The sequence below is a fragment of the Acidithrix ferrooxidans genome, from assembly GCF_000949295.1.
Taxonomy (GTDB): domain Bacteria; phylum Actinomycetota; class Acidimicrobiia; order Acidimicrobiales; family Acidimicrobiaceae; genus Acidithrix; species Acidithrix ferrooxidans.
Window position 1 is genome coordinate 1 of sequence record NZ_JXYS01000115.1, and the last position, 12057, is coordinate 12057.

The following is a 12057-nucleotide window of genomic DNA, read 5'->3' on the forward strand; positions in this document are numbered from 1 at the left end:
ATTCACCTCGATATGCCGCGCTCTATTCTTGGCTCCATCAGCCCGAGTGTAAGCTAGACCAGCGCCTTAGTGCGTCACTGCGGCTATTTGAGAGCTTTCAGGGTGATGAGGAGTTTGCCGAGAAGCTTACTCAGATTTTGGGCCGGAGAGCCCTTTTCTATAGCAGAGATGAGAAAACGCCTTCGCGAAGCTGGTTGGTTGGGAGGTTATTCTCTTCGTTCCACCAAGGCAATGGATCTCTCCTTGGATAGATTTGCATTTGTATCCCGCTTGATTCATGCGGCGGGTTTTTCTGGATGGGTGCTTTTGATCGACGAAGTTGAATTGATCGGACGTTACTCCCTGATGCAACGGGCAAAGTCCTATGCGGAGATTCGTCGCTGGGTGGAGGGTTCTAAGAAATACCCACCTTCGCCAATTATCTCGGTTCTAACCAGTGTGGACGACTTTGAAGGAGAAGTCCTAATCGGTAAGGGTGACTATAACAAGATTCCCCAACGCTTAGCTGCCAAAGACCGACTCGAAGAGGCAATGCTTTCAATCGACGCTATAGCTGGGATGAAGATATTGGGCAGTCGTCAATCAGAGCTTCAGTCTCCAAATGATAATGAATTGAACGTAACCTATGAGGCAATTCGAAGAATTCACGGCGCTGCCTATAACTGGGACCCACCACATGTGGGTGGGCTAGAGAGGTTGGGCTCAAATAGAATGCGTCAGTATGTGCGAGCGTGGATCAATGAGTGGGATTTGATCCGTCTTGACCCTACCTTCATACCGCAGACTACCGTAACCAAGGTTGAGATTGACTATGGGGAAGACGGTGATTTGACACAATTGTTCGATTTGCTTGAGAGCACTTAGCTAGAGTCTTTCCCCGTGTGCTGCAAATGAAAGAAGTCGTAAACCCAATACCAGCTGATAGCACTCACACTGAAACGTCCGACAATTGATGGGTTTGGGCTCTTCGAGATTGCCTTTTTTTGGGGGGCAGCTCCAACTCCTATGGTAAATATGACATGAGGTATGAGCTATAGGGCGGCTTTCGAAGCGGCGCGAAAGACGTGATTAAACGATTGAGTTAGGTCAGATACTCTTCCAGTTCTGAGTCGGAGAGACGAGTGGTAGCTGACCATCTTTATCAAGAATAACAACCATCTTGATTCCCCTAGGGTAGATGTCTGAACCGAGGGATCTCAACTCCTTCGAAAACTTTTCAGTCGGGAGTAATAGGTGTGCTCTGTGGTTCTTTAGGGCCATTGATATTTGCATCGAACGATCTTCAACTTGTGATTTTAAGGCAAAGATCATTACAAGGCCAAGATATCCATTTTGCGCTTTTATGGGCTATCTTTTTCAGTGATAACTACGTTGATTCTAGGCTCGATAGAGACTGAATTTACGCAATACGATAGCCCTCTAAGGCGAATCTAATATGGCGATGATCAAAACGAAACGCTCGGCACATCTCTGAAGTCCACTATTGCACCCATGGGCTTGAACTGCTGTTAGAACTGCGGTGATTCTTCATAATCGGTTTTGCACCTTCACTTGCCGTAGTTCCGAAATACAGAGAGAATGCACCCGTCATCAAATGAAGGAAATTATCAGGATTGCCTATTCCGTTAACTCCTAAAAAGCCAAGAAGATTGAAGAGTCCGAGTAAGGTCAAAGTGCCAAAGACAATACCTAGGATGATATTGACCCGTTTTGACCATGCAAATCTAATTGATGCAACTAACCATACGATGCCAACAACTAGATGAATTATGCAATGCAAGGGATTCATGCCAAAGATGATGAACGTTCCATGGGGCAAAAGCGGAAAGCTCTGAACTCCTACGAAAGCCAATCCCCCAATGCCAATTATGAGGTATAACAGACCAACACCCACAGCGAAAATTTGGGAGGTAGAGCCGCTTATCTCTTTAAAAATCTCTTTCATTTTCAATCCCTCTCTTCAACAATGCTAGATAGAGTTACTTCGGACGGTGATTTGCTGTTATCGGGGCGAAATCGGCTGCGAGAACTATTCGATCGTGGCGTAGCTACCTTTGTATTTAGAAACTTTGCCTCGAAGTCATCACCAGTCTGTGGAGGTGCAAAATGAAATCCTTGACCAAAGATACAGCCGAGATCTATCAAGGTTTTTACCTGGAAGGCCTCTTCTATTCCTTCAACAACGAGCTTCAACCCCAGAGCTCGACCCAATTGAACTATCGCCTTGAGGGTGATCGATGCATCACCGTTTGCTAAACGATCTGTAAATGATTTATCGATCTTAAGCACGTCAATAGGCAACTCTTCCAAAAAACTAAGCGAAGAATATCCAGTGCCGAAGTCGTCAATTGCAATTCGAATCCCCAGTGCTTTAATCTGATTGATCTTGCCGATGAGGGTCTTGGGGTTGTCCATGAATACCGATTCGGTTATCTCAAGAATCAATAACTTGGGGTCTAGATTGCTTTCGCTCAACACGCTAGCAATGGCCTCCACGACATCTTTCTCGTGTAATTCCACCACTGAAAGATTGACATTCAGTGATAGTTTTTCACCGGATCGTTGTCTATTCCATTTCGCAACTTGATAGGCTGCTTTTTTCAGGACGACTCGATCTATGTCGACGATAGCATGACTCTCTTCGGCGATAGGTATAAATGCCCCTGGCGCAATTAGCCCTCGCTGGGGGTGAAGCCAACGCACCAAAGCCTCCACGCCTGCGGTAAGGTTAGTTGTCATATCAATCACGGGCTGATACATTACTACAAACTCATCACGATCAATCGCTCCTTGAATATCGCCTTTTAGTGTCAGACGATCGCGAACTGAGGCATGCATCGAGGGGTCGAAAAGGGAAAATGATGCTTTCCCGCCTCTTTTGGCTACGTACATGGCGACGTCGGCATCTCGCAGGAGGTCCTCGACCGTGTTCTCCCGGCTAGTTGCTCGTGCTCCACCTATGCTCGCGCGGATATTCACCTCTCCGGTCGAAAGCAAGAATGGATGCGAGAACTCATCGATAATGTTGCGAGCAATCTGTTCTAAATCATCGCTTTGCTTCAAAAGCACACCAAATTCGTCTCCCGCTAAATGAGCTAGCGTCCTGTGCTTTCCAATGCATTGAGAGACTCGATCGGCCACGCCAACCAGCAACTGATCCCCCACCTCGCGCCCAAAAGAATCGTTGATAGTCTTAAAATCATCAAGGTCGATAAATAATATCGCCGGCATCAATCCTGATTCGTTGCGCATCTCTACTTTGAGTCGCTCGTTGAGTAAGATTCGATTAGGTAAACCAGTGAGTGGATCATACAGGGTATTTCGTATGAGCTGCTCTTCAAGCGCCTTTTTTTCGGTAATATCGCGACCGTTAATAACAATGCCCCCAATTTCTGGCAAATCAAGGTAATTTGAGATGAACGCGGAGATATGTCGATAAGAACCGTCCCCATGGAGCATCTGAAAGACAACTTCTGCCGTTGAACCCTCCACCGATAGATCAAGGTAGCTCAGTAAACGCAGACAATCATCGGCATGCACGAATGTAAGAAAATCATATCCAAGGGCATCATCTTCAATATGGCCAAAGTTTTTTATCCAGGATGGTGCGACAAATTTTATGGTTGAACGTGCGTCTAAAACAATCAGAAGATCCGAGGACTGATTGATTAAAGTTCGATAACGAGTCTGAGCGGCCTCTCGCTCTAGACTCGCTCGCATCGCACCTGCAATCTTCGTGTTTGTAATTTTAAAGAAGAGCATCAATGCAAGTATTGACGCAAGGACGGTAAAAACAAGGGTCTCCGAGTCGGCTGTTAACTTTAAGCTGGCTGCCACTGCTTCTTGTTGCTTTATTGCTCGGGAAATTGCATTTCGAAGAATTTTTAAGTCATGATTGGATTTCGTGGTAATAACCGATTGAGCGAGAGAGGTATTTTTTCTCCCAAGCAGCGTCATAAGTTTCATATTCGCAAGGTGAAGTGCTCGCGCCTCTAAAAGAACCTTGCTATTCATAAAATTGTCCTTCGTAAGCTGGGCAAGATCGAAGCTCCATTGACCATCGATTGAGCGAAATGTCCTTTGGGCTGAGGTCGAAAGTGAACCCGACGAAGTTGCACCGAAAAGCAATGAATTCTCTTGCTCGGAGAGCGCCCAGAGATAATAGGCCTTTGACACCTTGGAGTTGGAGGCAGAAACGTTGGAATAGAGGGTGATGACACTTATCGCCATGCCAATTGCAAGGTTGATGACCAAAAATATAGATACGAACTTTTTCGCATTTTCACGAAGTTTTTCGCGATTTGACTTGGGTCGAACCATAACAGTATGCTTCGACCCAACCAAAGACGCCCTTGACCTAGTTAATTAAAAGGGGAGTGCGGCGCCACCATCGTTAGTTGGGTGTGTGGCGTTCGATAAAGCGACATTTGGTACGGTGATTCCTATTATTGGTTTAGGTGACTTATTGATTTAGACGATATCGAGTACTTTATTCGCGGATTAATTTATTAAAAGGTCAGCTCCAAGGTCTTTAAATATGCAATGCCCCGGTCTTGCTAGAAACTTAAGGCCTGACTCCATCAGCTTTCACTTGGGCAATAGCGAGGGCCATTCGATCTGAAAACTCATGTTTCTGTTTGCCATAATTTGGGATTTCACCCTTGGTGTTTTTTGCCATACCGAAAACGCTTCTACGGTATGCGATTACGCGCCATTGCGTCGTTGGGTTTTCAATACTGACGGGCCATAAGCCAGACAGTAGCCCTCCGTCGAGGACATTCGTAATCTGGCAGGTAACTCCCCTTTCACAAGCCATAAGCGAAAAATAATCCTGATAGAGAGTCACCCCTATATCAGAATTCTCGACATAGCCAATGCAATCGGTATCGACCAGACCTGGGATGAATTTGGAACCGGGAGCAGTCTGTCGATCCTTGCAGTCGATCCTTACAGTCGATCGTATTCTTGGCTCCATCAGCCTGAGTGCAAGCTAGACCAGCGCCTTAGTGCGTCACTGCGGCTATTTGAGAGTTTTCAGGGTGACGAAGAGTTTGCCGAGAAGCTCACTCATTTTTGGGCCGGAGAGCCCTTTTTATAGCAGAGATGAGAAAACGCCTTCGTGAAGCTGGTTGGTTGGGAGGTTATTCTCTCCGTTCCGCCAAGGCAATGGATCTCTCCTTGGATAGATTTGCATTCCGCTCCGGTGTGGTGAGTGTCAAGATAGTTGGCATCCCTGCTTGGTACAAGTGCATTGCCTGAGTATGACGAAATAGCTTGAATTTCCACATCTTCAACGCACCCTTTTCGTACTTTTCCCTGGCCTCATCAACATAACGACCTGCCAGGTCAATCGAAAATGAGCCGTAGCCATGGGCAATAAAATAAAAGCGCAGTTCTTCCCAGCCGTAGTTGTACTGCCACAGCGTTGACTTGCTGTGGTTAAGGGGAGCAATCGCTTTTCTCGTACAAACGATCAATTCCTCAAGTGAAAGCTGTTCTACCATCTGGTTCTCCATAGCTCGAACCGGCGTTGTTGCCGGTGTCATAAGTATGGATGATGTTATGATTTGGGTAAATGCACTTGGGGTTTCATTTTTTGGTTATCCCGAAGATTTATCTACCCTTGACACCCTGAACAGGACTTGTGCAATTAATTCGGGATAACTAAAACTTCGGGATAATCTTTTGGCCTGCGAACCCTGGTCGGAGCTATTAAAGTACCAAGATGGTTGGCAAATTCCTTGAAAGAATTATTTAGCTTCAGCGCAGTCTTAGGACCTTTGGCGGTAGTTACCGCTGCAGCCATATTGTCTGGGACTAATCGACCTACAACACCGCCAAAGAAGTAGAGAGCCCTTTCGGTTGCATCTATCACACAAGATACATCTTGATATCTGGTAGCCCAAATAAATGTCTTGCCTGAAAAGGCAAGAGTAGCAACAAAAATAGAGGCTTGGTAGTCGGGATCACTAGCACCTGGCGATGAGTAGATTCCCACCTTATCCCCAGCGAAGTCAATCAATAGCTGATCCCCTGGTACATGCTCTAAGTGCATCGTGAGACTACGGTCTTTTTTGGCTTGACGGATAAATTCGGCAAATTGCGAATATCCATAGTGCTCATCGGGAAATTGCTCACAATACTCGTCAAAAAGTACTTTACGAGTTGGTGGATTCGGCTTGGCTAGCTCTGTGAGTATTGCATCCAAATTCGGCATTACTTTTCCATTGGATTTTGGACCCGGACTATTTGGATAGCAGATAGCAGAGAGTGCCTCATCGTCAAGGTCGCATGCCTCTTGGGTACTAACGCCTGCTTTGGCGAGCCTATCGAGATGTCGACTTACGCTTTGGTGTGAGATACCAAGCGATGTTGCTATCTCTCTATTGCTGTAACTACCCTTGGCTACAAGTGCCAATAAATTACGGATATCTTTCATATCCACCTTCCATTTCTTTGAAGCCATTTATGTTCATTCCTCCTTTGGCGTCCACATTTTTTGGGACGCCAAAGCAAGTTAATCAGATAAAGAATCAGGTGGTCCAAAGATTTCGGCGAGGTGGTCCAAAGATAAACGAAAAGTCAGTCCGTGAGCTACATAGTTGACGACTCCGAATACTTGCCTAAATAAGAGCTACAAGCTAGACCATGGGTGTTGGTGGGTTTCTATTGTAATCTGATCAGGTTGTTTTCCCGTTTGAGCTAGGGTCAGCTGCCACTTCTAGGGCAGGGGTCTTTCGGAGGGTTTTCCTAGACGCGGTTGACAGGTTGAGCTTTTGCAGATTTTACCAAGGGCAACTAGTTTTATAGGTTATGCAGTTGCTAGAAAAGATCGGTTCGATAACTTCTACGTGGGATAGCGTTGGTTTTGGAGGCTTTGTAATTGATGCGTTGGGTCCGGACCAGGCTCATTCCATAGAGTATTTCGGAGACGTTGGCGGTAGCTTTCGATTGGCGTCGCTGAGCAAGATGTTCTCTACTTACGCTTGGCTGGTTGCTCTTGAGGAAGGCTTGGCCTCTTCGTCTACCCGCTTTGAGGGGTTGGATTTTACCATTGGCGACTTGCTAAGTCACCGAAGTGGGCTCCGGTTTGATAGTGGCGGTGTGGTTTCGGATGAAATTGTAGATTCGGTGCTATCGCAGGGACGTGCTTCTATCGCATTTGAGCGGCCGCTTGCATCGAGGCGTATCTATTCAAATATCGGCTTTGAGCTTCTGGCACGTATATTGACGTATCTATCGGGTTTTGGTTTTCAGGATTATGTTCATGAGGCAGTACTGGCACCCCTGTCGCTGAGCAATACTTCGATCTCCTCGTCGGTCTTTCCAAGTGCCGGTCGTTCGGGGGCTGCTGCTGGTTTTGTATCATCTGTGGTCGATCTCAGTTTATTTGCCTATGAAGTTATGAATCCAACTCTTGTGAGCCTAAGGAGTCGTGACTTTGCCTCTAGCGCTAGCCAACCAGGCCTTGGAGGAATCCTTCCTGGCTATGGTTATTTTGACGATAACTCCTGGGGCTATGGCTTTGAAGTCAAGGGTGAAAAGTCTCCCCATTGGAGTGGCTCGCTGACCTCGACCTCGACCTATGGTCATTTTGGTGCGAGTGGGACCTTTTTGTGGTGTGACCCGAGTCTATCGCTTTGTGTTGGACTGCTGACTGATCGGCCGTTTGATTCATTTGCGAAGGTGCAATGGCCAGCGCTATCCAAGGCGATCATTCAATCACTGCGATAGTAAGAGGTGCGGAAAAGAGCCTTTAGTCGCAGTGGTAACTAGGGCGTTTTTTGGATGACCTCTTCAATTTCCGGTAGCTGATCTAGTGTCTTTGATGATAGATCATATCTAATTGGGCGGAACTGCGATGCAAAGACAATAGATGGAACTATCGGGTTATGGAATTGATCTTAGTCCAGATACCGGAAGCAAAAGAGCTATCTACTCCTTTGGAGGGTTGAACTATCAAAAGCTACATCGTGGCTTGTCGCTTAGATAAGCTACACTTCGAGATTGAATCCGAAAGACCTTCCTGGTGAAGTTGGAACTTCAACCGTTCTTAGGCGATGTGGCATTGATTTAGGCGGACAAAGTTTTCTTATTTTTTTATTCTAAGATAGCCAGAGTTGGCCCTTGGTGGCATATTGAATTTAGCGATAGCTATTTGTTTGGGCAGTTTTCGAAGAGCTGATTTCCTTAATCCAAAAGGTGACTCGTGAGTCAAATCGACGAGTCACCTTTTGTTTTATCTTGGGACTAGTTAGGCTGAAGTTGAGCAGATGCAAAAATCAACCTTTTACTCAACTGGGCTTAGTAAACTAAGCGATTCCTGTTATTGTTTTGATATCTTGGTGATCTTGTTTTAATGTAGCCCAATCGTTCTTTACGCTTTGCCACATCGAAAGTACTTGGCTATGGATCCCCGTTGGATTGGCGTTGAAGGCCGAGGGCGTCAGGGAGCCAAGTTCGGAATCAATGTTCGTTATGCTAGAAGTTATCGCTGTCACATTGGTCTGAATCTGGTTGTAGGCAGTGGTGTCTGTGGCGGAGTTCCCATTGTCGGTCACCACGGTTGATACGTTAGGTTCAATTGAAGTGATGAGGCTATTGATATAAGTGATTTTATCGGCGGTAACTGTGATGTTTACCACTGGAGCCACAACTACATAGACGCGAAGATCTGGAATCACTGCAGTGCGATCAGCTTTTAGTTCTGCCATTGTGGTGTCCGATTGCACTTTGGTCAGCGTCGCGTTGAGTGTGCCTAGATCTCCGGTTGAACTACTGCCGACTAAGGCGCTAAGCGTCGTACGATCTGTAGGAGTAAGTGTCGTTGAACTGGCAATCTTCGAACTGAGTCCTTCAAGCTTGGAAATGCGATCCTGAATCTGTGTTTCCAAGGCTGACTGAGCCGATGTGAAGTTTTGTGCACTATTGGTAGTTGGCGAAGGATTGATTGCTGAGCTGCTGCTTGTTGTTGTTCCCGCGCTAGAAGAGGTTGCGCTGGCTACTCCTGGCATGAACATAATTGTGCTCGTTGTCGCTAAGGTCGATAACAGAATTGCTATTTTAGGTCTCATTAATTTCCCGATCCTGAGTTGTTTATATCTGAATTCGCAGAGGTGATGTCGGCATTCAATTTTGCAAGTTGGGCGTCGATTGATTGGATATTATTTTGGAGGGTGCCCTGGGATGTACCCGCCAAGGTATTGTTTGTCGCTAAAGTGCTCGTTGGTGTTAGGCTTTGTGGTCGATTCGAAAGATTTGTCAGCGATATTGGATTTGTGGTTGGTTTTGGCTGATTGCCACTGTTTTGAGCGATTGCATTGTGGGTAACGATTGAAGTAGTAACTCCCGTTGTCTTTGCCGCCTGAGCCGAACCGGCCGGATTTAGGACCGCACTTGAAGTGCCGCATCCAGCTAGCACGCAACCCGTTAATACGCCAAAGGTCGCTAAAAATCTGATCGGTTTCTTTTTCATTCTTACTCCTTTCTTTTCCAGTGCTTTAGATCAGTGCTTTAGATTCTCGAGGGATTGTGTTATCGAATTGTGATGATTGGATCAATGAATGGTTAGGGATCCCTACATTGTTTGATTATCTTTGGGGCGCCGTTGTCGGAGTGCTTGTTTGGTGAATATTTTGGGTTATTTTTTGGATTCTGTCCTAGAGATTAATCTTGGGGAAAGCTACACGACCATGGACCCTAGTTTTTGATGTTGTGGTTTGGAATGAGGCTATCGGGCCCCAGGTCAAAGACCGCTGGCTCTCGTCTCTCTTTACGTGATTGAATTTTGATGATATTTATATCAAGATAGATGGTAGATATGGATAGTAATTGATGCCTTCGCGCTCATTGTGATGGTGCGAATTTGGTCCCTGGGGTAAATTAAAATATCTAGATCCAAACCTTTAGCATATCTTATTTATTTTTTTTCGAGTTAATATTTGATCTTCGCTTGCCTAGCAGATCTTTTTCTATCGTCGTATGATCTTTGATTCAACTAGGATTTACCGAGTGAGTGTTCATATACGAAGTGCAGTAATTATTTCTCGTGTGCCTGAGGATGTTTTTTCATCAATCCGTGACGTGAGGACGCATACAAAATGGATGGTAGATGCCGAGCGAATCGAGATAACTTCCATCGCTCAGGAGGGCGTCGGCCTTGAGTTTGTCTGTCACACTCGCCTTGGTCCCCTAAGAACCAAGGACACTATGTTGGTGACGCAATGGCAAGATGGTAGCTTGATTGAGATTTCACATGGAGGAAGAGTCAAAGGCTTGGGCAGATTTGAACTTCGCGACTACGGCATAGGGAAGACACTTTTTACCTGGAATGAATATCTCACTCTTCCCAATTACTTAAGTTGGTTTGGATTGCAATGGGTGATGAAGCCGCTTTTACGGATCGTTTTTCAGAAAGATCTAGATAATCTCAAGCGAATTTTAGAGAGCTAATAATTCTAAATGAGTGTCAACATTTGGACCATGTAGGTTTGATTTGACCACGTAGTTATAATGAGAGCATTTGGATATGAACAGAAATGTAGCTTGAAATTGTCGGTTTCTATTGATATTATGATTCGCAATATGATAGAATATTAGCTTAAATCTTGTAGTTTTATAGTTGCTCATGCATATTTAAATAAACTGGTTTGCTTGTCAACTAGCCATGATTGTTAGGGCATGGAGGCTTTTTGATCGGGTTTTTCTTTAGCTGTCTTTGCATGGATATTCTATCTTTGGTCAATTGGTTTCGGGTTAATCCTTATCTTCATCTCGGAACTCTTCATCTCGGAACTCTTCATCTCGGAACTCTTCATCTCGGAACAGAGAGAATTTGTCTGCTTGGCTTTTGCTAGTGATGGATCCCCATTCTACGGTATAAAGAGAAAGTGATTTTTGGATTGGTCTGGTGAGCTTTATCATTTTGGTGGTACCAAGGTACCATCGGTCTGAAACTGAGCAGATGTGCCAACCGTTCCGGAACCCACTGTTGGCTTTAGGTCGGCTTCTTTTATTGCCGTTAGCTATTCGTACCGATGTGCAAGAATTCTTGAAAATCGTATTCTTGAAGATCGAAGTGCGGTGGTGCTTTTGCTAAACGGGTAACTTAGGGTTGTGGCATAAGCAAAGTCTTAGCCGAGTTATTTGTCCTAATCGGCGATCTTCTTCAGGAACAATGCTTGATTACTATTGGGTCAATCGGGAAGGTCTTTTGGAATGCATGTCAATTTCTTTATATTTACATTATGGATACAGGGCTCACATAGGTAGCGGATCAATTAATTAGGAGCCTCCAAGCACTAGCAGCTTGGAGTTTTCCAATCTCACTAGGGATAAAACTTACGAACTTGAGAAGGATGTACTGCTTTAATGCGCGAGGCGCAACTGAGCTATATGAGTCTACGCTTCATTTTTAGATGGTGTTTTTAAAGTGGTATTCTTGAAAATGTAAGAATCGCTCCCTTAGCGTGGGACTTATATGCGGGGAAAGCTATTGTTTTGCGTATGAGTAATTGATCCCCGCTCTGGACATTGCGATAACGCGAGCATTTATGTCAATGTAGATTGAACCCCGCGCTCGTTCTAGTCGATATTCTTTGTGGTGTTTCAACATAATGCTAAGGAAAGATTAGTTTTTTGAGCACGTTTTTGGGTTTGTGGGGAGTTTAGGCAAGTGAAGTTGTATCGAATTAATGTCCCGTCGAGATTGACTTCTCGTGTTTTAGCGCTTTTTGTGGGTAGAATCTTCTTTGTCGTGGCGCTGTTCGTCGGTGCCATGGGGATTGTCTATCCTCCTATGGGACAGAGACTGGTCTCTAGTAAGCTAAGTTCATCCCCTGTGTCAGTCGCTGGTGGCTACTCATTGGTCGCAAGCGACGGTGGAATCTTCACCTATGGAGATGCAGCCTTTTATGGTTCAGCCGGAGCAATACCACTCAATAAGCCAATAGTTGGAATGGCAGCTACTCCAGATGGAAAAGGCTATTGGTTGGTCGCAAGCGACGGTGGAATCTTCACCTATGGAGATGCAGCCTTTTATGGTTCAGCCGGAGCAAT

13 protein-coding genes are annotated in these 12057 nt (G+C 45.4%); 5 read left to right on the top strand and 8 right to left on the bottom strand.

The window, feature by feature from the left end; genetic code table 11:
* Both AXFE_RS20875 and AXFE_RS15995 read left to right on the top strand, forming a co-directional pair.
* On the top strand, positions 1 to 251 hold a 251-nt coding region (locus tag AXFE_RS20875), incomplete at its 5' end, for a hypothetical protein (RefSeq protein ID WP_235347884.1).
* The gene (locus AXFE_RS15995) at positions 199 to 864 is read left to right on the top strand and encodes a BREX system ATP-binding domain-containing protein (protein ID WP_235347886.1); all 666 of its coding nucleotides are present in this window, start codon (positions 199 to 201) and stop codon (positions 862 to 864) included. The genes AXFE_RS20875 and AXFE_RS15995, both read left to right, overlap by 53 nt.
* Before the next feature lie 222 nt (positions 865 to 1086).
* On the opposite strand, the gene AXFE_RS16000 is transcribed toward AXFE_RS15995, so the two are convergent.
* The 6 genes from AXFE_RS16000 to AXFE_RS16025 all read right to left on the bottom strand — a co-directional run bounded on the left by AXFE_RS16000 (position 1087) and on the right by AXFE_RS16025 (position 6466).
* A complete protein-coding gene (locus AXFE_RS16000) occupies positions 1087 to 1272 on the bottom strand; it encodes a hypothetical protein (RefSeq protein WP_152626164.1) in 186 nt (61 codons plus the stop codon).
* Positions 1273 to 1480: 208 nt separating this feature from the next.
* Entirely contained in the window at positions 1481 to 1945 is a 465-nt protein-coding gene (locus AXFE_RS16005) for a DUF4383 domain-containing protein (RefSeq protein ID WP_052606942.1), read from the bottom strand.
* Between the two features lie 2 nt (positions 1946 to 1947).
* Positions 1948 to 4320 carry a putative bifunctional diguanylate cyclase/phosphodiesterase gene (locus AXFE_RS16010; RefSeq protein WP_052606943.1) on the bottom strand — a complete coding sequence of 791 codons (2373 nt, stop codon included), beginning with the start codon at positions 4318 to 4320 and terminating at the stop codon, positions 1948 to 1950.
* A 244-nt stretch (positions 4321 to 4564) separates the two neighbouring features.
* A complete protein-coding gene (locus AXFE_RS16015) occupies positions 4565 to 4975 on the bottom strand; it encodes a hypothetical protein (RefSeq protein WP_052606944.1) in 411 nt (136 codons plus the stop codon).
* A gap of 166 nt (positions 4976 to 5141) precedes the next feature.
* The gene (locus tag AXFE_RS16020) at positions 5142 to 5504 is read right to left on the bottom strand and encodes a hypothetical protein (protein WP_052606945.1); all 363 of its coding nucleotides are present in this window, start codon (positions 5502 to 5504) and stop codon (positions 5142 to 5144) included.
* Positions 5505 to 5650: 146 nt separating this feature from the next.
* Positions 5651 to 6466 (bottom strand): DDE-type integrase/transposase/recombinase, encoded by an 816-nt coding sequence (locus AXFE_RS16025; RefSeq protein WP_052606946.1) that lies wholly within the window; start codon positions 6464 to 6466, stop codon positions 5651 to 5653.
* Between the two features lie 353 nt (positions 6467 to 6819).
* Between AXFE_RS16025 and AXFE_RS16030 the strand changes: the two genes are divergently transcribed.
* Positions 6820 to 7734 carry a serine hydrolase domain-containing protein gene (locus AXFE_RS16030; protein WP_052606947.1) on the top strand — a complete coding sequence of 305 codons (915 nt, stop codon included), beginning with the start codon at positions 6820 to 6822 and terminating at the stop codon, positions 7732 to 7734.
* A gap of 578 nt (positions 7735 to 8312) precedes the next feature.
* Here the strand turns inward: AXFE_RS16030 and AXFE_RS16035 are convergent.
* Together AXFE_RS16035 and AXFE_RS16040 are read right to left on the bottom strand one after the other, a co-directional pair.
* The gene (locus tag AXFE_RS16035; RefSeq protein ID WP_152626165.1) at positions 8313 to 9020 is read right to left on the bottom strand and encodes a hypothetical protein; all 708 of its coding nucleotides are present in this window, start codon (positions 9018 to 9020) and stop codon (positions 8313 to 8315) included.
* A 53-nt stretch (positions 9021 to 9073) separates the two neighbouring features.
* A complete protein-coding gene (locus AXFE_RS16040) occupies positions 9074 to 9475 on the bottom strand; it encodes a hypothetical protein (RefSeq protein ID WP_052606949.1) in 402 nt (133 codons plus the stop codon).
* Positions 9476 to 10011: 536 nt separating this feature from the next.
* Here AXFE_RS16040 and AXFE_RS16045 point away from each other — a divergent pair.
* Together AXFE_RS16045 and AXFE_RS16050 are read left to right on the top strand one after the other, a co-directional pair.
* The gene (locus AXFE_RS16045) at positions 10012 to 10452 is read left to right on the top strand and encodes an SRPBCC family protein (RefSeq protein ID WP_052606950.1); all 441 of its coding nucleotides are present in this window, start codon (positions 10012 to 10014) and stop codon (positions 10450 to 10452) included.
* Between the two features lie 1222 nt (positions 10453 to 11674).
* A partial coding sequence (locus AXFE_RS16050) for a hypothetical protein (protein ID WP_152626167.1) occupies positions 11675 to 12057 on the top strand: 383 nt, incomplete at its 3' end.

Coding starts and splice junctions, on each gene's coding strand:
- AXFE_RS16000 (WP_152626164.1), bottom strand. CDS start 1,272: ATGCAAATATCAATGGCCCTAAAGAACCACAGAGCACACCTATTACTC.
- AXFE_RS16005 (WP_052606942.1), bottom strand. CDS start 1,945: ATGAAAGAGATTTTTAAAGAGATAAGCGGCTCTACCTCCCAAATTTTC.
- AXFE_RS16010 (WP_052606943.1), bottom strand. CDS start 4,320: ATGGTTCGACCCAAGTCAAATCGCGAAAAACTTCGTGAAAATGCGAAA.
- AXFE_RS16015 (WP_052606944.1), bottom strand. CDS start 4,975: ATGGAGCCAAGAATACGATCGACTGTAAGGATCGACTGCAAGGATCGA.
- AXFE_RS16020 (WP_052606945.1), bottom strand. CDS start 5,504: ATGGTAGAACAGCTTTCACTTGAGGAATTGATCGTTTGTACGAGAAAA.
- AXFE_RS16025 (WP_052606946.1), bottom strand. CDS start 6,466: ATGGCTTCAAAGAAATGGAAGGTGGATATGAAAGATATCCGTAATTTA.
- AXFE_RS16035 (WP_152626165.1), bottom strand. CDS start 9,020: ATGTTCATGCCAGGAGTAGCCAGCGCAACCTCTTCTAGCGCGGGAACA.
- AXFE_RS16040 (WP_052606949.1), bottom strand. CDS start 9,475: ATGAAAAAGAAACCGATCAGATTTTTAGCGACCTTTGGCGTATTAACG.